Source organism: Amycolatopsis sp. NBC_01488 (assembly GCF_036227105.1).
Taxonomy (GTDB): Bacteria; Actinomycetota; Actinomycetes; order Mycobacteriales; family Pseudonocardiaceae; genus Amycolatopsis.
In genome coordinates, this window is sequence record NZ_CP109434.1 from 5,655,292 (window position 1) to 5,675,044 (window position 19,753).

Here is a 19,753-nt window from a genome sequence, read left to right on the forward strand (position 1 = left end):
GTGGATCACTGATGGTCGGAAGGGCTGCCGATGACGCACGCGATCTCCGTTCACGACCGGTACGCCGAGGCCGACATCAAGGCCTTCTACGAGGCCGGGTTCTGGCGTCCGGAAGGCCTTTCCGCCCTGTTGGACGGCCAGGCCGAGGCTCGCGGCGGCAAGGTGTTCGTCTCCGACGGCACGAGTGAACTCACCTACGCCGACCTCCGCGACCAGGCACTGGCTCTGGCCGGCGGGCTGGCCGGGCTCGGCGTCGGCCACGGCGACCGGGTCGCGGTGCAGCTGCCCAACTGGACCGAGTTCTTCGCGGTCGCCGCGGCGGTCAGCCGCCTCGGCGCGGTGCTCGTGCCGATCATGCCGATCTACAGGGCCGAGGAGGTCGGCTACGTCCTGCGGCACTCCGGCGCCAAGGCGGCGGTCACCTGCCGCGAGTTCAAGGGGTTCGACCACCTCGCGATGTTCACCGCGCTGCGGGAGGACTGCCCGGACCTGGCGGCGATCGTGGCGGTCCGCGGTGACGGCGACGTCCGGCTCGACGACCTCTATCGGCCCGGCGCCGAGCTGGGCCCGGCGCCGTCGCCGGACGACGGCTTCCTCATCGTCTACACCTCCGGCACGACCGCGCGGCCGAAGGGGTGTTTCCACACCTTGAACACCGTGCGCGCCAGCGCCGCCGCGATCGCGCGCAGTGTCGGCTACGGCGAGGACGACGTCCAGTTCGGACCGTCCCCCGTCACCCACAGCACCGGGCTCGCGACCAGCTTCCTGCTGCCGCTGCTGACCGGCGCCGCCTCGCACCTGATGGAGGCCTGGGATCCGGCCGAAGCGTGGCAGCGGATCGCGAAGTACGGCTGCACCGCCGCCGTCACCGCGACGCCGTTCCTGCAGATGCTCATGGGCGCCTACGACCCGGACCGGCACGACGCGGCCAGCCTGCGCCTGTGGGTCTGCGCGGGCTCGCCGATCCCGGGCTCCGTCGTCCGGCGCGCGGGGGAGCAGTTCGCCGGCTGCCGGGTCCTGAGCCTCTACGGCCGCTCGGAAAACTTCCTCACCACCATGTGCACGCTCGACGACGCCCCGGACCGGTCGGCGACGTCCGACGGCTCCGCGATCGCCGGGGCGTCGGTGACGATCGTCGACGAACTCGGCGAGGAAGTACCGAGAGGCACCCAAGGTGACATCACGTACCGAGGTCCGAGTCACATGCTGGAGTACTACCGGGACCCGGAGCAGACGGCCGCGTTGTTCACCGCCGACGGCCGGTCGCGCTCGGGCGACCTCGGCGTGATGGACGCCGACGGCTACGTGCGCGTCACCGGGCGGCTCAAGGACATCGTCATCCGCGGCGGGCTCAACATCAGCGCCCGAGAGCTCGAGGAATTGCTCGTCGAGCACCCGCGGGTCGCCGCCGTCGCCGTCGTCGGGATGCCCGACGAACGGCTGGGGGAACGCGTTTGCGCCTATGTCGTCCCGGCCGGTGAGCCGCCGTCGCTCGCCGACTTGACGGACTACCTGCGCTCGAAGGACGTCGCGACCCCGAAGCTGCCCGAACGGCTCGAGCTGCTCGACGAACTGCCGATGACGGCGACCGGGAAGGTGCGCAAGCACGTGCTGCGCGACGACGTCCGGCGGAAGGTCACTCCAAAGTAGACAGTCCGGTCGTCGCGTACCCGGTGATCAGATCGGCCAGCGACGGGGTATTCGCCAGCGCGGTGGGCCAGTAGGCGACCGAGAAGATGACGCCGAGGCAGGCCTGCGTGCCGGCCGCGACCTCGGCGGGACTCGCCCCGGGGAAGCGCCGGGCCACCGTGGCTTCCCAGCGGGCGAGGTACTGGCGGCGGCGCCGGTCGAACTGGCGCTTCCACGGCTCGACCAGCGAGCGGTCCTCGCGCTGGTAGACGTTCACCAGGTGCCGGTGGGAGAGGGTGAACCCGACGTGGTGGCGGATCAGCCGGTCCAGGTCCTCGGCCGGGTCGTCGTGCACCGGCGCGGTGGCGCTGAGCAGCTCGTCGAGCGCTTCGTTGAACAGCGAGGCGAGGATTTCGTCCTTGCCGGAGAAGTGCCGGTAGAGCGCGGGCCCGCTGAGCCCGGCCCGCTTGCCGAGTTCGTCGACGCCGACCCCGTGGAAGCCCTTCTCGAAGAAGACGGCAGCGGCCGTATCCAGGATCTTGCGCTCCCTGTCCACCCGCCGAACCTAACACAGGATTGTGAACGATCGTTATTGTCGGGCTACCATCGGCAGCGACTCCCGATCGCGACGAGAGGGGCACGACGACGTGCGCGCACACCTGCCGGGCTCGCGGCCGTGACCACTCATGGCCGGGCCTCCGAGCTGCTCACGAGGGTGCGGAACGCCCTGGAGCGAGCCGGGGCCCCGTCGGCCAGAGCGAGCGATCCGGAGTCCGCCGAAGTCGCCCTGACCGCCGCCGCGGGAGAGCTGAGCGAGCGGCTGACGGCGGGAACCGCGGATCCGGCTGGGACCGGCGCGTTGCTGGCGGAGGTCTACGCGCTGCGGCACGAACTGAGCGAGTTCCGCGAGGGCGAGCGGGCGCGGCGCCGGGCGGCACTCGACGCGAGCCTGGCCCGGCTCGGCGCGGTGACGGACTCCGACGAGCTGCTCGACCGGGCGTGCGAGGCGGTCGTCGAGGGCTGCGGGTTCGGCCGGGTGATGCTGTCGCGGGTGGACGGCTCGCTGTGGCGGCCGTGGAAGTCCTACGCGGTCGGCGACCGGGAGGCGGAACGGACGTTCCGCGAGTGGATCACCGCGATCCCGGAGATCCGCCTCGACAACATGCTGCTGGAGACCGAGATGGTCCGCAAACGGCAGCCAGCCCTGGTCACCGACCCGGCGCACGACCCGCGGGTGTACCGGCCGCTCCTGCGTGCGTCGGCGCTCACGTCGTACGTCGCGGCGCCGCTCCTGCCCACCGGGCGCGTCATCGGGTTCCTGCACGCCGATCACGTCGACAGCCCCGTGACCGCGCTCGACCGGGACCTGCTGTGGGCCTTCGCGCTCGGCTTCGGCCGGCTCTTCGAACGGGCCGTGCTCCTGACGCGGCTGCGGGTGCAACGCGAGCAGGTGCGGGTCGCGATGCGGACCGTCGAAGCGGTCCTGGACGACCTGGCGTCCGCCGAGATCGACCTGACCCGGCACGCCGCCGTCGCCGAACTGCGGCCGTCGCGCACGCGGCCGCGCTCGTCGGCCGCGCTCGAGGCACTGCTCACCGGGCGCGAGCGCGAGGTGCTCGCGCTCATGGCGACCGGGGCGACCAACAACCGCATCGCCGACGAGCTCGTCATCACCAGCGGCACGGTGAAGTCGCACGTCAAGCGCATCCTCCGCAAGCTGGGCGCGGAAAACCGGGCGGAGGCGATCTCGCAGTACCTCCGGCTGACCATGGCCGATCCCTCTTGAGCGCGCCTCCGACTTGAGGTCTAATGGTCAGACCGTAATTGAGGAGGTCTGGCGTGCGTGCGGTGGTGCTGCGGGAGTTCGGGTCGACGGGGTGCCTGCGGCCGGCGGAGGTGCCCTCTCCGGCCGGGCGGCCGGGCGAGGTGGTCGTCCGGTTGCGGGCGAGTGCGCTGAACTGGCACGACGTCCTGGTCCGGCAAGGTCGCTATGGCTCGCCCCTGCCGCACGTCCCCGGAGCCGACGGTGCGGGAGTGCTGGACACCGGCGACGAAGTCGTGATCCTGCCGTCGCTGGGCTGGGGTGCCGGCGAGGCCGCTCCAGCGTCCGGCTTCGAGATCCTCGGCGACCACCGGCCCGGTACGTACGCCGAGGCGGTCTCGGTGCCGGCGGAGAACGTCGTCCCCAAGCCTCGTGGCTACAGCTGGGCCGAAGCGGCAGCACTGCCGTTGGTCGGCGTGACAGCTTTCCGGGCCTTGTTCACGCGAGCCGGGCTGCGAAGTGGTGAGTCCCTGCTGGTGCTCGGCGCGGGCGGCGGCGTCGCCACGACCGCGGTGCTGCTGGGTGCGGCGGCCGGGGCGACCGTCTGCGTGACGTCGTCTTCGGACGCGAAGATCGAGCAGGCGCGGGAGATCGGTGCCACCGCGGGTGTCCGGTACACCGAACCGGATTGGCCGACCGCGGCCCGCGAACTCACCCCAGGTGGCTTCGACGTCGTCCTCGACCCGGTCGGAGCGTGGCAGGACTCGCTGCGGGCGCTCAAGCCCGGCGGGCGGCTGGTCGTGCTCGGGGCGTCGCGCGCCGAGCAGGTGCCGCTCGACGTGCGGTCGTTCTACTTCGGGCAGTTCAGCCTGCTCGGCACGACCATGGGCAGTCCCCGCGACTTCGCCGCGCTGCTGGCTTTCCTGGCGGAGCACGACGTTCCGCCGCCGGTCGTCGACCGGACGTTCCCGCTCGACGAGGCCGCGGCCGCGCACGAGTACCTCGAAAGCGGTGACGGCTTCGGCAAAGTCGTCCTGACGCACTGAAGGAGCACGCATGCCGGAACTGGTGCGCTATCGGACCGACGAAGAGGGCGCCGCCTGGGTGACCCTCGACGACCCGAAGACCCGCAACGCGCTGAGCGACGAACTCCTCGACGAACTCCTGGCCGCGCTGGAGACGGCGAAGGCCGACGACGGAGTGCGGGTCGTCGTGCTGGAGTCGTCGCACGAACGGATCTTCTCCTCCGGCGGCAACCTGAAGGCGTTCGCCGACGACCGGCCGCCGATCGCCAAGTACGCCGGGCTGGACCGGTTCCCGCGGCTGTTCAAGCTCATCGCCGCCCTCGGCAAGCCGGTGCTCTGCGCGGCCGGCGGCGACGTCCTCGCCGGGGCGTTCGGGCTCGCGCTCGCCTGCGACCTGGTCGTGGCCAAGGAGTCCGCGCGGTTCGGCTGCCCCGAGATCAACGTCGGCGCGTTCCCGTTCATGATCTCCGCGCTCATCTTCCGCAACGTCGGCCGCCTGAAGGCCAACGAGCTGATGATGCTGGGGGACACGGTCTCCGCCTCGGAAGCGGCAGCGCTCGGAGTCGTCAACAAGGTCGTCCCCGACGCCGAGTTCGACGAGACCGTGCGGGCTTGGGCGCATCGCGTCGCCGGGAAGTCACCCCTGCTGATGAAGCTGGGCAAAGACGCTCTGGCCTCGACGCGCGACCTGGACCTCGGCAAAGCCCTGGATGTGCTGCAAGCCCAGCTGGCCCTCGCGTTCACGACGGAAGACCTGGTCGAGGGCGTGCGGGCGTTCCGGGAGAAGCGCGAACCGGTGTGGCAACGGCGTTGACGTTTTGGTCCAACCATATTACCGTCGAACCAGAATCGCCGAGATCGAGGATGATCGCCGATGATGACGGTCCACGACCGCTACTCCGCCGAAGAAATCCGGCAGTACTACGCGACCGGCCGCTGGCGCCGGGAAACCCTCTCCGACCTGCTGGACGCCCAGGCCGCCGAACGCCCGGACAAGGTCTTCCTGACCGATGACACCGAATCCCTCACGTTCGCGCAGCTGCGGGACAGCGTCCTGCGGCTCGCGATCGGCCTGCGGGAGCGGGGAATCCGCGCCGGGGACCGCGTCTGCGTCCAGCTGCCGAACTGGGTCGAGCTGGTGCAGGCCGCGGCGGCGTTGTCGCGCCTCGGCGCGATCATGGTGCCGATCATGCCGATCTACCGGCGCGACGAAGTCGGCTTCATCGCGCAGAACGCCGGCGCGCGCATGGTGATCACGGCCGAGACGTTCAAGGCGTTCGACTACGCCGGCATGTACCGCTCGCTCGGCCTCGAGCAGGTCGTCGTGGTGCGCGGCGGCGGACCCGCTGGGACAACGGCGTTCGAGTCGTTGTTCGCCGACGTCGACCCCGCCGCCGCTGCGGCCGAACTCGGCCCGGCCGCGGATCCCGACGACCCCTTCGTCATCGTCTACAGCTCCGGGACGACGTCGCGGCCCAAGGGCTGCGTCCACACGTTCAACACCATGGCCTGCGGTTCGCGGCTGCTGGCGACGGCGTTCGGTTACACCGCCGACGACGTCCAGTTCGGGCCGTCCCCGATCACCCACACGACCGGCCTGGTCACCAGCGTCTTCCTGCCGCTGATGCACGGCGCCGGCTCGCACCTCATGGCCGCGTGGGAACCGCGCGCCGGGGCGGAGCACATCCGCCGGTTCGGCTGCACCGCGGCGGTGACCGCGACGACGTTCCTGCAGATGCTCATGGACGGCTACGACCCGGCCGAGCACGACGCCGGCAGCATGCGGCTCTGGGTGGCCGCCGGCGCGCCGATTCCCGGCACCTTCGTGGAGCGGGCGCGGCGGCTGCTGCCGGACTGCCGGATCCTCAGCCTCTACGGCCGTTCCGAGAACCTGACCACGACGACCTGCACCGTCGACGACGACCCCGCGCGCTCGGTGACGTCCGACGGCCGGGCACTGCCGGGCAGCTCGGTGAAGATCGTCGACGAGCTGGGCGCGGAAGTGCCCCGCGGCACCGAAGGCGACATCGACTACCGCGGACCAACGCACATGCTCGGCTACCTCGGCAACCCCGCCGAGACCGCGGCGCTGTACACGCCCGATGGCTACTCGCGTTCGGGCGACCTCGGGGTGATGGACGCCGACGGCTACGTGCGGGTGACCGGGCGGCTCAAGGACATCGTGATCCGGGGCGGGATGAACATCAGCGTCCGGCAGATCGAGGACCTGCTCGCCGACCACCCCGCCGTCGCGGCGGTCGCGGTCGTGGGCATGCCGGACGTGCGCCTGGGGGAGCGGATCTGCTGCTACGTGGTCCCGCGGCCGGGCCGCTCGGTCACGCTGGACGAGATCAAGGAGTTCCTCCTGGGACGGGACTTGGCGATCCAGAAGCTCCCGGAGCGCCTCGAAGTGGTCGAGCAGCTCCCGATGACGGCGACCGGCAAGATCCAGAAGCACGTGCTGCGCGCGGACATCGCGGAGAAGCTCAAGATCGCCGTGTGATCGTGGCGCGGGCCCGGATCACGGGCTCGCCGCCGCGGGTCACTGCCAGTTCCAGCTCGGCGCGTCCACCGTCCACAGTGGTCACTTCGCCGCTGAACCGCAGGACGTCGCCGAGGAACACCGGGGCCACGAACCGGACCTCCAGCTCGCGCAGGTGTTCCACGCCCGCCCAGTCGCTCAACCAAGCCGCCAGCATTCCCGCGTGCAGCTGACCCATCGCGAGCACACCCGGAAACCCCGCGGCCTCGGCGAACGCGGGGTCGTGGTGCAGGGGGTTGAAGTCTCCGCCCGCGCCCGCGAACCGGACGACGTCGGTCTGCGTCACCGGCCCGATCTCCCGCGCCGGGACCTGCTCGCCCACCGTGACCCGCACCGGTGTCCTCATGCTTCCGCTCCTCGCTCGATCAGCGTCTCCCGCACGCACACCACGCTCTCGCCCGCCGTGTCGACGTAGTCGGTCTCCAGGGTCACGATCCGCAGCGCGCCCTTGCGCCGGTCGCCGACGACGCGACGGACGCCGTGCAGCCGGTCGCCGGCGAGCAGCGGGCGAAGGTAGGTCCACTTGACCGAGCCGACGACGACACGTTCGAACGCCAGGCCCACCTTCTCGACGAAGCCACGCTGGTCGCGGTGGTGCCCGGCGACCACGACGTGCGTCGGCGTCGCGGGGACGCGGGGGAACCCCGCGGTCTGGGCGGCTTTCTGGCTCACGTGGACCGGATCCTCGGCGAAGGTCGCGCGCGCGAACTCCAGGATCTTGCCCTGCTCGACGTCGAAGGTGACCTCGTCGACGAAGTCCGGTGTCACTAGCCCTCCCGTTTTGGTCAGACCTATATTAACATCAGACCCTAAGGACATGAAGGGGTGCTGATGGATCTCGCGGACTCGCCCGAGGAGGCCCGGTTCCGGGCCGAAGTCAGGAAGTGGCTCGCGGACGCGCTGCCGCGCCTGCCCTGGCCGGAGCCGCCGGACCTCGAAGGCAAGCTGCCCTTCTGGCGACAGTGGCAGACGCTCCTGTTCGACGCCGGATATGCCGGGCTGTCGTGGCCGAAGGAGTACGGCGGCCAGGGTGCCGGCGAGAAGCTCCGCGCGATCTTCACCGAAGAGACCGACCGCGCGGGCGCGCCGGAGCGGCTCAACATCATCGGCGAGGACTTCGCCGGCCCGACGATCGCCGGCTTCGGCACGGAGGCGCAGAAGGAGCGGTTCCTGCGTCCGATCCTCACGGGGGTCGAGATCTGGTGTCAGCTGTTCTCCGAACCGGAAGCCGGTTCGGATCTCGCGTCCCTGCGCACGAAAGCCACGAAGGTCGACGGCGGCTGGCAGATCCAGGGGCAGAAGATCTGGACGAGCCGCGCCCAACTCGCCGCGCACGCGATCCTCCTCGCCCGCACCGGCGGCGGCCCGCGCCACAAGGGCATCACGTACTTCCTGCTCCCGATGGACAGTCCCGGCGTCACGGTCCGACCATTGGCCCACATGCTCGGCGAGGCCGAATTCAACGAGGTCTTCCTCGACGACGTGTTCGTGCCGGACGACCTCGTGGTGGGGGAGGTGGACGGCGGCTGGCGCGTCGCGATGGGGACACTGGGCTACGAGCGGGTGGCCATCGCCACCGGCCGCGTCAACACCAAACGCGCGGTCGACGACATCATCGCCGACATCGCCGGCCGGACCGGACCGGACGGCCGTCCACTCGGGACGGACCCGCTGATCCGCCAGCGCGTCGCCGACCTGTACGGCCGGGCGCTCACCCACTACCTGATCGGGCAGCGGGTCGTCACGCAGGCCAGCGAAGGCGAGCCACCGGGGCCGGTGACGTCGATCGGGAAGCTGTACTTCTGCCCGCTGGTCGAGGACCTGGCCGACTTCCGGCTGTCGCTCGACCCGCTGGGCGGCCAGCTCGGCCTCGACGAAGAGCCGGACGCCCGGTGGCTGCGGCTGGCCTACCAGGCGCGCGGCACGGCGATCGCCGGCGGCTCGACCTTCATCCAGCGCAACATCGTCGCCGAGCGGATGCTCGGCCTGCCGAGGAGCTGACGTGTACACCTGGACCCCGACCGAGGACTACGTCGAGCACGCCAACGTCACCCGGCTCGCCCGGGCGCACGGTCTCGGCTCGATCGCCGAGCTGCGCAAGGCGTCGGTGGCCGACATCGGCTGGTACTGGGACGCGGTCGTGCAGGATCTGGGGCTGCCGTTCAGCAAGGCGTACGACCAGGTCGTCGACCTGTCACGCGGGATCGAGTACCCGGACTGGTTCGTCGGTGGCGAGCTGAACATCGCCGAAGCCTGCCTCGACCGCTGGGTCGAGGCAGCTCCCGACCGGACCGCGGTGGTGCACGAAGCCGAGGACGGGCGGGTCCGATCGCTGACGTTCCACGAACTCGGCGCCGAGGTCGCGCGCGTGGCAGCCGGGCTTCGCGAGCTGGGCATCGGCCGTGGCGACGCCGTCGGGCTGTTCCTGCCGATGATCCCCGAAGCCGTGGTCGCCTGCTACGCCGTCGCGCGGCTGGGCGCGGTGCTCGTGCCGCTGTTCTCCGGGTTCGCGCCGGGAGCCATCGCCGCCCGGCTGCGGGACGCCGACGCGAAGGCGGTGATCGTCGCGGACGGGACAGTGCGGCGCCGCCGGGAAGTCGCGATGAAACCGTTGCTGGACGCGGCTTTGCGGTCGTGCCCGTCCGTGCGGCACGTCGTCGTGGCCGGGGAGTCCGGGTGGACGGGGCTGCCGGACGGCGAGCCGGTCGCGGCGGAACCGATGGCCGCCACGGGCACGCTCCTGCTCGCCTACACCTCCGGAACCACCGGAAAGCCCAAAGGCGCGGTGCACACCCACGCCGGGTTCCTCGTCAAGACGGCCAGCGAGGTCGCCTACTCCTTCGACGTCGGCGCGGACGGCGTCTTCTGCTGGATCACCGACATGGGCTGGATCATGGGCCCGCTGTCGATCTTCGGCACGCACGCCAACGGCGCGACCCTCGTGCTGTACGAAGGATCACCGGACGTGCCCGACCTGGACCGGTTGTGGCGCCTCGTCGAACGCCACCGCGTCACGATGCTGGGGGTGTCGCCGACGCTGATCCGGACGCTGCGGACTTCGTCGCCGGCGTCCTTCGACCTCTCCTCGGTGCACACACTGGGCTCGACCGGCGAGCCGTGGGACCCGGACTCCTACGAGTGGCTGGCGGTCGAGGTCTTCGGCGGCCGCGTTCCCATCATCAACTTCTCCGGCGGCACCGAGGTCGGTGGGTCGTTCCTCGCGCCGTATCCGGTCGAGCCGATCCGCAGCTGCTCGCTCGGCGGGCCGTCGCTGGGGATGGACGTCGACGTCGTCGACGACGCCGGGCACCCGGTGCGCGGCGAGGTCGGCGAGCTGGTGTGCCGCCAGCCGTGGCCGGCGATGACGCGCGGGGTGTGGAAGGACGACGAGCGCTACCGGGAGGCGTACTGGTCGACGTTCCCCGGGATGTGGCGCCACGGTGACCACGCGCTCGTCGACGCCGACGGCCAGTGGTTCCTGCGCGGCCGTTCCGACGACGTCATGAACATCGCGGGCAAGCGCCTGGCTCCGGCCGAGGTGGAAGCGGTGCTGACGGCACATCCGGCGGTCGCGGAGGCGGCCGCGGTCGGCGTCCCGGACCCGAAGAAGGGCGAGACGGTATGGGCGTTCTGGGTCCCGCGCGCCGGGGCTGCCGAGGACGTCTCGGCGGAGCTGCGGGACCTGGTCGCGGCCGAGGTCGGCAAGCCCTTCGCGCCGAGCCTCGTCCGGCGGGTGACGCAGCTGCCCAAGACACGCTCGGCGAAGATCCTGCGCCGCGCGGTCCGGGCGGCCGCGCTCGGCCAGGACCCGGGCGACCTGTCCGGCGCGGAAAACCCGGAAGCCCTGGAAGGCATCCGCGCGGCCGTCGCCGACGCGTGATTGACGCCGTAACTCGCGTGATCAGCGGCGTAACTCGCGTGATCGGGCGCGCATCTCACGTGATTGAAGGGGCATCTCGCGTGATTGGCGGGGCATCACCGTGATGCCCCGCCAATCACGGGTGATGCCCGCCCAATCACGCGTGATGCCTGTCGGATCACGAGTCTTCGACGAGGATGTCCGTGCGCTCGTCGACCTGCAGGACAGCTTCGGCGTACGCGTGGACGTGCCGGCTCATCCGGCGGACGGCCGCGTCGGGGTCCTGGGCGCGGATGGCGTCGGTGATCGAGCGGTGGGCGCGGACCGTGGTCTTGCGGACCTCCGCGTCGACGAACTCCTCGTTCTCCGTCGCCGCGTAGATGGCCCGGGACAGCGCGGTCATCAGGCCGGTCAGCAGCTCGTTGTGGCTGGCCGTCGCCACCCCGACGTGCCAGTCCACGTTGGCCTGCAGGAACTGCGCCAGGCTGCCGGACGAGTCCGCGATCGCCTTGTTCGCCGCTTCCAGCCGGTCCAGGTCCGCGTCGGTGCGGTTGCGGGCGGCCAACCGAGCACAGAACGGCTCGATCGCTTCGCGCGTTTCCAGCAGGTCGGCGAGGCGGATCTGCTGGCCGCGGATGAGCAGGCTGACCGACGACGCCACCGAGTCCTGGCCCGGGCGCTGCACGAACGCACCGCCGGCCCGGCCGGTCTTGATCCGCACCAGGCCCTGGACCTCGAGGATGCGCAGCGCTTCCCGCACCGTCGTGCGGCTCATCGCCGTCTGGGTCACCAGTTCGCGTTCCGGCGGCAGCGCGGTGCCCTCCGGGTACTCGCCGTTGAGGATGCGTTCGCGAAGTTCGTTCGCGAGCACGTCAGAGGCCTTCGGCACCTCCATCGGAGCGAGCCGGACCGGCGATCGGACGGTCTTGGGCTCCTGCGCGCGAGCGCCCGTCATGTGGTTCTCCCAACAAGTGGTCTAACGGTCTGACCTAAGTTACCATTTTCGCAGTATCGTCCGCGATGCATTGAAGCAGTAGTCGGCACCGGAATCCGGGAGGCGCGGGCATGCGGTGGACCCTGACCGAGGACCAGGAACTGTTCCAGGAGTCCTTCAAAGGCTGGCTGGAGCGGTTCGCTCCGACGGACCAGGTGCGGCGCTGGCTGGAGTCCGGTGATCCCACGCCGTTCGAACGCCGCTTCGTCGAAGAAGGCTGGTTCACCGTCGGCACGGCCGAAGAACACGGTGGTCAGGGCGGCGGCCTGGTCGAACTCGCGCTGGCCGCCGAAGAACTCGGCCGTTCCGCGGCGCCCTCGGCCGCGTGGCTGGCCGCACTGCTGGCCGCTCCGTTTTTGTCCGGAAAGCCCGAGCTGGCGGCCGCTTCCCTGGAGGACGGCGAATTCGTCGTACTCGCCCTGAGCGCCGACCGTCCGCTGGACGCCGACGGTCGAGCGGGCGAGTACGTGCTCGCCGGCGATCGGGCGCGACGATTCCTCGTGCCGGACGGCGATCGGGTGCTGCTCGCCGAGGCTTCCGCGGTGCCCCGCAAGCTCTTGGACCGGAGCCGGTCGGTCGCCGACCTTGCGGTGCGGGCCGGGGAGACCGTGGTTCCCGAGGGGGCCCGGAGCTTGCGGCGGCAGGCGGCCTTGCGGGCCGCGGTGCTCGTCGCGGCCGACAGTCTCGGTGCGGCGGAACGGATGCTCGAACTCGCGGTCGAATACAGCAAGCAGCGTCACCAGTTCGGCGTCCCGATCGGCTCGTTCCAGGCCGTCAAGCACGCGGCCGCCACCATGCTGGTGGACGTCGAAGCAGCACGCTCGCTCGTCTACTACGCGGCCGCGTCGGTCGAGGCCGGTCACGAGGACGCGGCTTTGCACGCGGCCGCGGCCAAAGCCCAGGTCTGTGCGGCAGGGGAGCGGATCGCCGACAGTGCGCTCACCGTGCACGGCGCCATCGGCTACACCTGGGAGCACGACCTGCAGCTGTTCTACAAGCGCGCCAAGCTGAACAACCGTCTCTTCGGTGGCCCCGGCGTCTGGAACGAGCGTCTCGCCGCCGCGCTTCCGCTGGTGCCGGTGGCCTAGATTTTTGGTCAGTCCTTTTGTATAGTTAGTCCATACAAGGAGTAGCGGGAGACTTGCTGTGGACTTTGAGCTGACCGAAGACCAGGCCACGATCCGGGCGGCGGTGGCCGACCTGGCGGGCAAGTTCGACGACGACTACTGGCTCGCCAAGGACGAGGCCCACGAGTTCCCGGCCGAGTTCTACGACGCGTTCGCCCAGGGCGGCTGGCTCGGGATCACCACGCCGGAGGAGTACGGCGGCCACGGCTTCGGCATCACCGAAGCCGCGCTGCTGCTGGAAGAGGTCTCCGCGTCGGGTGGCGGGATGAACGCCGCCAGTTCGATGCACCTGTCGATCTTCGGCATGCACCCGGTGATCAAGCACGGCTCGGAGGAGCTGAAACGCCGGACGCTGCCGAGGATCGTCACGGGCGACCTGCACGTCTGCTTCGGCGTCACGGAACCCGGCGCCGGCCTGGACACCACGCGGATCACGACGTTCGCCCGCCGCGACGGCGACCACTACGTCGTCAACGGCCGCAAGGTCTGGATCTCCAAGGCGATGGAGTCCGAAAAGGTCCTTCTGCTGACCAGGACGACCAAACTCGAAGACGTCGAGAAGAAGACCGACGGGCTCACGCTGTTCCTCACCGACCTCGACCGTGCGCACGTCGACATCCGGCCGATCCGCAAGATGGGCCGCAATGCCGTGACGTCGAACGAGCTGTTCATCGACGACCTGCGCGTGCCCGTCGAGGACCGCGTCGGCGAAGAGGGCGAAGGCTTCAAGTACCTCCTCGACGGCCTCAACCCCGAACGGATGCTCGTCGCCGCCGAAGCCCTCGGCCTCGGCCGGGTCGCGCTGAAACGCGCCGTCCGCTACGGCAACGAACGCGAGGTGTTCGGCCGGCCGATCGGGATGAACCAGGGCCTGCAGTTCCCGCTGGCCGACTCGCTCGCCCGGCTCGACGCCGCGGAACTGGCCCTGCGCAAGGCGACCTGGCTCTACGACAACGGAAAACCCTGCGGCCGCGAGGCGAACACCGCCAAGTACCTCTGCGCCGACGCCGGGTTCCAGGCGGCCGACCGCGCCCTGCAGACCCACGGCGGCATGGGCTACTCGGAGGAGTACCACGTCGCGCGGTACTTCCGCGAAGCTCGGCTGCTCAAGATCGCCCCGCTGAGCCAGGAGATGGTCCTCAACTACCTCGGCTCGCACGTCCTCGGCCTCCCCAGGAGTTACTGATGTTCCGACTCAACGGCCGCGCCGCCCTGGTCACCGGGGCCGGCGGCGGCATCGGCGCGGCGGTGGCGAAAGCGTTCGCCGACGCGGGCGCCAAAGTCCTCGTGACCGACATCGACGAGCAGGCGGCCAAGACGACCGCCGAAGCCATCGGTGCGGAGTACTGCGTACTCGACGTCCGCGACGCGCAAGCCGCGGCCGACGCGGCACGCCAGGCGGCGGCCCTGGCGGACGGCACCTTGCACATCTTGGTCAACAACGCGGGCGCGATCGCCCCGGCGATGTTCCCCGACCTCACCGAAGAGGCGTTCCGCCGCATCCTCGACATCCACGTCGTCGGAAGTTTCGTCTGCAGCAAGGCCGTCCTGCCCTACCTGCCGGAGGACGGGACCGGCCGGGTCATCAACGTCACCTCCGCCGCCGGTCTGACCGGCACGATCGGTCAGGCCAATTACGGCGCCGCGAAGGCCGGGATCATCGGCTTCACCAAGTCGCTGGCCAAGGAACTCGCACGCCGCAACGTGACCGTGAACGCGCTCGCGCCGCTGGCCGCGACGGCGATGACCGAGAACATCCGCGCCAACGAGAAGCTCGCGGCGAGGACCCTCGCCCGGATCCCGCTCGGCCGCTGGGCCGAGCCCGACGAGATTGCCGGCAGCTTCGTGTTCTTCGCCTCGGACGCCGCCGGGTACATCACCGGCCAGGTCCTCCCGGTCGACGGCGGGACGGTGATCTGATGCGCCACGGACGCGAAGTGCTCATCGCCGAAGCCGTGCGGACCCCGATCGGGAAATCCCACCCGGAGCGGGGCTGGTACCGCGACACGCACCCGAACACGATCCTCGCGGCCTGCTACACCGAGCTGCTGACCCGCGGCGGGTTCGCGCCGGACGTCGTCGAGGATCTCGTGATCGGCTGCACCGCGCCGTTCGGCGAACAGTCGCGCAACATCGGCCGCAACGCCTGGCTCCAGGCCGGCTACCCGCCCGAGGTCCCGGCCGTGACGCTCGACCGGCGGTGCGGTTCCGCGCAGACGGCGATCGAGATGGCGGCGGGTCTGGTCGGCACCGGCACCCACGACGTCGTCATCGCGGGCGGCGTCGAGCACATGGGGCACGTGCCCATCGACTCGCCGGTGAAGATCCAGGAACTGTACGGCGACCCGTGGCCGCCCGAGCTGCGCGACCAGTACGCCTTCGTGCACCAAGGCGAAAGCGCCGAGCTGATCGCGGACCGCTGGGACATCGGCCGGTCCGAACTGGACGAGTTCGCCGCCCGCTCGCACCGGCTGGCCACCGAGGCCCGGGACGCGGGCCGCTTCGACGCCGAGATGATCCCCCTCGACCTGGCAGGGGAGACCCGCCGGAGCGACCAGAGCATCCGTCCCGGCACCAGCGTCGAGACCCTCGCCGGGTTGAAACCCGCGTTCCGCAAGGAGAACGGCCGGATCACCGCGGGCAGCTCGTCGCCGATTTCGGACGGCGCCGCCGCGGTTCTGCTCGCCTCCCGCGAGGCCGCCGAGGAGCACGGACTGCGGGCACGAGCGCGGATCGTCGACCAGCTGACCGTCGGCGTGGACCCGATCATCATGCTGACCGGGCCGATCCCGGCCACTCGCAAACTGTTGGACCGCAACGGCATGTCGGTCGGCGACATCGACCTCTTCGAGGTGAACGAAGCCTTCAGTTCCGTGGTCCTGGCCTGGGAACGCGAGCTGAAGCCGGACATGGACCGCGTGAACGTCAACGGCGGCGCCATCGCGCTCGGCCACGCGGTCGGCGCGACCGGCGCCCGGCTGGTGGCGACGATCGTCGCCGAACTGGAGCGCCGGGACGCCGAATTCGGTCTGGTCACGATGTGTTGCGGTGGCGGTCTCGGCACCGCGACGCTGATCCAGCGGCTCGGCGCATGATCGACCTCAGCCCCTACGTGCGGCCGGGCTCGGGCGTCTGGTGGAGCCAGGCGAGCGCCGAGCCGACCCCGCTCGTGCACGCCCTGCTCGACCAGGCCGACGCCCTCGGCCCGGTGCGCGCGTTCTGCGGCCTGAGCTGGGACGAACGCCTGACGCGGCAGCTGCCGGAGAGCGTCACGCTGTCGTCCTACGGCGCGCTCGGCGAGCTGCGGCGGCTCGACCGGCTCGACGTCGTGCCGTGCCACTACTCGGCCCTGCCGCGCCTGTTCGCCGAAGGCGCCCTGCCGTCCGATGTCGGCTTCGTGCAGGTCTCGCCTCCGGATGCCGACGGCAGGTGCTCGCTCGGCGTCGGCGTCGACTACATCGCCGACGCTCTCGAGCACACGCCGGTGCTGCTGGCCGAGGTCAACCGGCGGATGCCCGCGACCACCGGGACCCCGCGCATCCCGCTGAGCCGGTTCGCCGCGGTCGTCGAGACCGATCGGCCCCTGGCCGAAGCGCCGGCTCGCGCGGCCGACGACGTAGAGCTGGCCATCGCCCGGCACGTCGCCGAGCTGGTCGAGGACGGCGACACCCTGCAACTCGGCGTCGGGTCGCTGCCGACCGCCGTGCTCGACGCGCTGGCTGGACACCAGGACCTCGGTGTCCACTCGGGAATGATCTCCGACGGCGTGCTCCGGCTCGTCGAGAAAGGCGTGGTCACCGGCGCCCGCAAGGAGATCGACCGGGGGCTGGTCGTCACCGGCGCCGCTCTCGGCAGCACCGAGCTGTACGACCGGCTCTCCGAGCTGCCGGTCGAGTTCCGGCCCGCGAGCTACACCCACGCCCCGCACGTCCTGGCCCGGCTGGGTTCGTTCGTCTCGGTCAACTCGGCGATCGAGGTCGACCTGACCGGCCAGGTGGGCGCCGAACAGCGTCGCGGAGTCCACATTGGAGCGATCGGTGGACAAGTCGACTTCTCCCGGGCGGCCGCGCTGACCGGCGCGCGGTCGATCATCACCGTGCGCGCCCGCTCGCGACAGCACTCCACGATCGTCCCGAGGCTTGACGGGCCGGTCACCACCGGACGGTCCGATGTGGACCACGTGGTCACCGAGTACGGCGTCGCGCACCTGCGCGGCTGCGACCTGACCGAACGGGCTCGGCGGCTGGCCGCGATCGCGGCGCCCGAGTTCCGCGAAGACGTGCTGGAGGGAACGAAATGAGGCCAGACCGGGTGCACGTCCGCGAGGTCGGGCCGCGCGACGGGTTTCAGAACGAGCCCGAGCGCATCCCGACCGGCGAGAAGGTGCGGCTGATCAACGCGCTCGCCCGCACAGGCCTCAAGCGCATCGAGGTGGCGAGTTTCGTCCGCGCGGACGTCATCCCGCAGCTGTCCGACGGCGCCGAGGTGCTCGACCGGATCGACGTGCCCGGCGACGTCCGGCTGATGGTGCTCGTGCCGAACAGCAAGGGCCTCGACAACGCGCTGAAGGCTCGCGAGAAGTTCCACGAAGCCGCGATCTTCGTCAGCGCTTCGGAGACCCACAACAAGAAGAACGTCAACCGCGCGATCGCCGACACCATGGCCGACAACGACGTCATGGCCCGCCGGATCACCGACGCCGGACTCGGGTGCGCCGCGGTCATCGCGACGTCGTTCGGCTGCCCCTACGAGGGCAAGGTTCCCCTGGACCGCGTTCTTGGTCTGGCCGAACGCTTCGCCGAGGCCGGCGCGACCGAGATCGGTTTCGGGGACACCACGGGCATGGCGAACCCCGCGTACGTCTCGGAGTTCTTCGCCGCCGCCCTGGACCGGCTGCCGGGCGTCGAGGTCACCGCACACTTCCACAACACCCGCGGGCAGGGCTTGGCCAACGCCTTCGCCGCTCTGGAAGCCGGGTGCACGAGCTTCGAGTCGAGCTTCGGGGAGCTGGGCGGTTGCCCGGTCCCGCCCGGCTCCACCGGCAACATCGCCACCGAGGACCTGGTCAGCATGTTCCACGAGATGGGCGTTGCCACCGGAATCTCCCTGCCCGCGCTCATCGACGCCGCACGGGACGTCCAGGACGTCCTCGGCCGCAAGCTGACCAGCCATTCGATCGTCGCCGGCCCCGTCCAGTGGGCTCACGCGTAAAGGAGAGAACATGAGCAATCGCGTCGCCCTCGTCACCGGTGGTGCGCAGGGCATCGGGCAGGGCATCGCGCTGGCCCTCGGCGAACACGGGCACCGCGTCGCCATCGCCGACCTCAACCTCGAGGCCGCGCAGGCCACGGCCGAGAAGATCACCGCGGCCGGCGGCACCGCCCTCGCGGTGCAGGCCGACATCACCGACACCGCGTCCGTGCAGGCCGCGGTGAAGACGGTCACCGACGAACTGGGCCCGATCGAGATCGTCGTCAACAACGCCGGCTGGGACGACTTCATGAAGTTCGTCGACACCGACGAGGACTTCTGGGACCGCATCCTCGACATCAACTTCAAGGGCGCGCTGCGGGTGATCCGGACCGTCGTCCCGGGCATGATCGAGCGCGGCTTCGGCCGCGTGATCAACATCGGCTCGGACGCCGGCCGCGTCGGCTCGTCGCTGGAAGCCGTCTACTCGGGCGCCAAGGGCGGCATCATCGCCTTCACCAAGACCCTCGCCCGCGAGGTCGCGACCAAGGGCGTCACCGCCAACACCGTGTGCCCCGGTCCGACCGACACGCCGGCGCTGCGCAAGTTCGCCGACAGCTCCGGGCAGGACGCCGACAAGGTGCTCGGCGGCATGGTCCGCGCGGTCCCGATGAAGCGGCTCGCCCAGCCCGAGGACATCGCCGCCGCCGTCGCGTTCTTCGCCTCCGACGCGGCCGGGTACATCACCGGTCAGACCCTTTCGGTCAGCGGCGGATTGACCATGGCATGAGCGTGGACTGGAAAGAGGCAGGGTCTTACGAAGACATCCGCCTCGACTACAGCGGCGACGGGATCGCCAAGATCACGATCTGCCGTCCGGAGGTGCGCAACGCGTTCCGGCCGCAGACGTTGGTCGAGATCTCCGACGCGCTCGACGCCGCCCGCGAGGACACGTCGATCGGCGTGATCATCCTGACCGGCGAAGGTGAGCTGGCCTTCTGCTCGGGCGGCGACCAGCGCGTCCGGGGCGACACCGGGTACGTGTCCGAGCCCGGGCGGCCGGGCCGGTTCCACGTCACCGACCTGCACGTCCAGATCCGGCGGCTGCCCAAACCGGTGGTCGCGATGGTCGCCGGGTACGCGGTCGGCGGGGGACAGGTCCTGCAGCTCGTCTGCGACCTGGCGATCGCCGCCGACAACGCGTGGTTTGGTCAGACCGGTCCCCGCGTCGGCTCCTTCGACGGCGGCTTCGGCGCTGGGCTGCTCACCCAGCTCGTCGGCGCGCGCAAGGCCAAGGAGATCTGGTTCCTGTGCCGCCAGTACGACGCCCGCCAAGCCCTCGAAATGGGCCTGGTGAACACCGTCGTCCCGCTGAGCGAGCTGGAGAACGAGACCGTCGCGTGGTGCCGGGAGATGCTCGAGCTGTCGCCGTTCGCGCTGCGGCTGCTCAAAGCCAGCTTCCACGCCGCCGAGGACGGGCTCGCCGGGATCCAGCAACTTGCCCACGACGCCAACCTGCTCTTCTACGCCTCCGAAGAGGCCAAGGAGGGCCGCGAGGCGTTCAAGGAGAAACGCGCCCCCGACTTCGCGCGGTTCCCGCGCCGCCCCTGAACCAGTCCACTGTG

At 70.5% G+C, this 19,753-nt stretch carries 19 protein-coding genes; 15 read left to right on the forward strand and 4 right to left on the reverse strand.

Features of this window, described 5'->3' with window-relative positions; genetic code table 11:
* Positions 1–30 precede the first annotated feature (30 nt).
* Positions 31–1,650: an AMP-binding protein gene (locus OG738_RS26945; RefSeq protein WP_329045017.1), complete on the forward strand. Its 1,620-nt coding sequence runs from the start codon at positions 31–33 to the stop codon at positions 1,648–1,650.
* Here the strand turns inward: OG738_RS26945 and OG738_RS26950 are convergent.
* Positions 1,637–2,185: a TetR/AcrR family transcriptional regulator gene (locus tag OG738_RS26950; protein WP_329045019.1), complete on the reverse strand. Its 549-nt coding sequence runs from the start codon at positions 2,183–2,185 to the stop codon at positions 1,637–1,639. The two genes, OG738_RS26945 and OG738_RS26950, sit on opposite strands and share 14 nt — an antisense overlap.
* Positions 2,186–2,305: 120 nt before the next feature.
* Between OG738_RS26950 and OG738_RS26955 the strand changes: the two genes are divergently transcribed.
* From OG738_RS26955 to OG738_RS26970, 4 genes are read left to right on the forward strand one after another with little or no spacing between them, the layout of a single operon-like run.
* Positions 2,306–3,415 (forward strand): LuxR C-terminal-related transcriptional regulator, encoded by a 1,110-nt coding sequence (locus OG738_RS26955; RefSeq protein WP_329045021.1) that lies wholly within the window; start codon positions 2,306–2,308, stop codon positions 3,413–3,415.
* Between the two features lie 53 nt (positions 3,416–3,468).
* On the forward strand, positions 3,469–4,437 hold the full coding sequence (locus OG738_RS26960) for a zinc-binding dehydrogenase (RefSeq protein WP_329045022.1): 969 nt from the start codon (positions 3,469–3,471) through the stop codon (positions 4,435–4,437).
* A 10-nt stretch (positions 4,438–4,447) separates the two neighbouring features.
* A complete protein-coding gene (locus OG738_RS26965) occupies positions 4,448–5,230 on the forward strand; it encodes an enoyl-CoA hydratase/isomerase family protein (protein WP_329045023.1) in 783 nt (260 codons plus the stop codon).
* Positions 5,231–5,290: 60 nt separating this feature from the next.
* Entirely contained in the window at positions 5,291–6,919 is a 1,629-nt protein-coding gene (locus OG738_RS26970; RefSeq protein ID WP_329045024.1) for an AMP-binding protein, read from the forward strand.
* Here the strand turns inward: OG738_RS26970 and OG738_RS26975 are convergent.
* Positions 6,903–7,304 carry a MaoC/PaaZ C-terminal domain-containing protein gene (locus OG738_RS26975; protein WP_329045025.1) on the reverse strand — a complete coding sequence of 134 codons (402 nt, stop codon included), beginning with the start codon at positions 7,302–7,304 and terminating at the stop codon, positions 6,903–6,905. The two genes, OG738_RS26970 and OG738_RS26975, sit on opposite strands and share 17 nt — an antisense overlap.
* The gene (locus OG738_RS26980) at positions 7,301–7,726 is read right to left on the reverse strand and encodes an FAS1-like dehydratase domain-containing protein (protein ID WP_329045026.1); all 426 of its coding nucleotides are present in this window, start codon (positions 7,724–7,726) and stop codon (positions 7,301–7,303) included. The genes OG738_RS26975 and OG738_RS26980 overlap by 4 nt, the downstream gene beginning before the upstream one ends.
* Positions 7,727–7,789: 63 nt before the next feature.
* Between OG738_RS26980 and OG738_RS26985 the strand changes: the two genes are divergently transcribed.
* On the forward strand, positions 7,790–8,959 hold the full coding sequence (locus OG738_RS26985) for an acyl-CoA dehydrogenase family protein (RefSeq protein WP_329045027.1): 1,170 nt from the start codon (positions 7,790–7,792) through the stop codon (positions 8,957–8,959).
* Between the two features lies 1 nt (position 8,960).
* Entirely contained in the window at positions 8,961–10,838 is a 1,878-nt protein-coding gene (locus OG738_RS26990) for an AMP-binding protein (protein ID WP_329045028.1), read from the forward strand.
* A 157-nt stretch (positions 10,839–10,995) separates the two neighbouring features.
* On the opposite strand, the gene OG738_RS26995 is transcribed toward OG738_RS26990, so the two are convergent.
* On the reverse strand, positions 10,996–11,772 hold the full coding sequence (locus OG738_RS26995) for a FadR/GntR family transcriptional regulator (RefSeq protein ID WP_329045029.1): 777 nt from the start codon (positions 11,770–11,772) through the stop codon (positions 10,996–10,998).
* Positions 11,773–11,882: 110 nt separating this feature from the next.
* Here OG738_RS26995 and OG738_RS27000 point away from each other — a divergent pair, with 110 nt between their 5' ends.
* Genes OG738_RS27000 through menB form a run of 8 tightly spaced genes read left to right on the forward strand, consistent with a single transcriptional unit; the run spans position 11,883 to position 19,739 of the window.
* A complete protein-coding gene (locus OG738_RS27000; RefSeq protein WP_329045030.1) occupies positions 11,883–12,899 on the forward strand; it encodes an acyl-CoA dehydrogenase family protein in 1,017 nt (338 codons plus the stop codon).
* A gap of 58 nt (positions 12,900–12,957) precedes the next feature.
* The gene (locus OG738_RS27005; RefSeq protein ID WP_329045032.1) at positions 12,958–14,124 is read left to right on the forward strand and encodes an acyl-CoA dehydrogenase family protein; all 1,167 of its coding nucleotides are present in this window, start codon (positions 12,958–12,960) and stop codon (positions 14,122–14,124) included.
* A complete protein-coding gene (locus OG738_RS27010) occupies positions 14,124–14,858 on the forward strand; it encodes an SDR family NAD(P)-dependent oxidoreductase (RefSeq protein WP_329045033.1) in 735 nt (244 codons plus the stop codon). Before OG738_RS27005 ends, OG738_RS27010 begins: the two co-directional genes overlap by 1 nt.
* The gene (locus tag OG738_RS27015; RefSeq protein WP_329045034.1) at positions 14,858–16,033 is read left to right on the forward strand and encodes a thiolase family protein; all 1,176 of its coding nucleotides are present in this window, start codon (positions 14,858–14,860) and stop codon (positions 16,031–16,033) included. Before OG738_RS27010 ends, OG738_RS27015 begins: the two co-directional genes overlap by 1 nt.
* Entirely contained in the window at positions 16,030–17,238 is a 1,209-nt protein-coding gene (locus OG738_RS27020; RefSeq protein WP_329045036.1) for an acetyl-CoA hydrolase/transferase family protein, read from the forward strand. Before OG738_RS27015 ends, OG738_RS27020 begins: the two co-directional genes overlap by 4 nt.
* The gene (locus tag OG738_RS27025) at positions 17,235–18,149 is read left to right on the forward strand and encodes a hydroxymethylglutaryl-CoA lyase (RefSeq protein ID WP_329045038.1); all 915 of its coding nucleotides are present in this window, start codon (positions 17,235–17,237) and stop codon (positions 18,147–18,149) included. The genes OG738_RS27020 and OG738_RS27025 overlap by 4 nt, the downstream gene beginning before the upstream one ends.
* A gap of 10 nt (positions 18,150–18,159) precedes the next feature.
* The gene (locus OG738_RS27030; protein WP_329045039.1) at positions 18,160–18,918 is read left to right on the forward strand and encodes an SDR family NAD(P)-dependent oxidoreductase; all 759 of its coding nucleotides are present in this window, start codon (positions 18,160–18,162) and stop codon (positions 18,916–18,918) included.
* Entirely contained in the window at positions 18,915–19,739 is an 825-nt protein-coding gene (gene menB / locus OG738_RS27035) for a 1,4-dihydroxy-2-naphthoyl-CoA synthase (RefSeq protein ID WP_329045040.1), read from the forward strand. Before OG738_RS27030 ends, menB begins: the two co-directional genes overlap by 4 nt.
* Positions 19,740–19,753: the final 14 nt, after the last annotated feature.

Coding starts and splice junctions, on each gene's coding strand:
- OG738_RS27000 (WP_329045030.1), top strand. CDS start 11,883: ATGCGGTGGACCCTGACCGAGGACCAGGAACTGTTCCAGGAGTCCTTC.
- OG738_RS27020 (WP_329045036.1), top strand. CDS start 16,030: ATGATCGACCTCAGCCCCTACGTGCGGCCGGGCTCGGGCGTCTGGTGG.
- OG738_RS27030 (WP_329045039.1), top strand. CDS start 18,160: ATGAGCAATCGCGTCGCCCTCGTCACCGGTGGTGCGCAGGGCATCGGG.
- OG738_RS26945 (WP_329045017.1), top strand. CDS start 31: ATGACGCACGCGATCTCCGTTCACGACCGGTACGCCGAGGCCGACATC.
- OG738_RS26985 (WP_329045027.1), top strand. CDS start 7,790: ATGGATCTCGCGGACTCGCCCGAGGAGGCCCGGTTCCGGGCCGAAGTC.
- OG738_RS26965 (WP_329045023.1), top strand. CDS start 4,448: ATGCCGGAACTGGTGCGCTATCGGACCGACGAAGAGGGCGCCGCCTGG.
- OG738_RS27010 (WP_329045033.1), top strand. CDS start 14,124: ATGTTCCGACTCAACGGCCGCGCCGCCCTGGTCACCGGGGCCGGCGGC.
- OG738_RS26970 (WP_329045024.1), top strand. CDS start 5,291: ATGATGACGGTCCACGACCGCTACTCCGCCGAAGAAATCCGGCAGTAC.
- OG738_RS27025 (WP_329045038.1), top strand. CDS start 17,235: ATGAGGCCAGACCGGGTGCACGTCCGCGAGGTCGGGCCGCGCGACGGG.
- OG738_RS27015 (WP_329045034.1), top strand. CDS start 14,858: ATGCGCCACGGACGCGAAGTGCTCATCGCCGAAGCCGTGCGGACCCCG.
- OG738_RS26975 (WP_329045025.1), bottom strand. CDS start 7,304: ATGAGGACACCGGTGCGGGTCACGGTGGGCGAGCAGGTCCCGGCGCGG.
- OG738_RS26995 (WP_329045029.1), bottom strand. CDS start 11,772: ATGACGGGCGCTCGCGCGCAGGAGCCCAAGACCGTCCGATCGCCGGTC.
- menB (WP_329045040.1), top strand. CDS start 18,915: ATGAGCGTGGACTGGAAAGAGGCAGGGTCTTACGAAGACATCCGCCTC.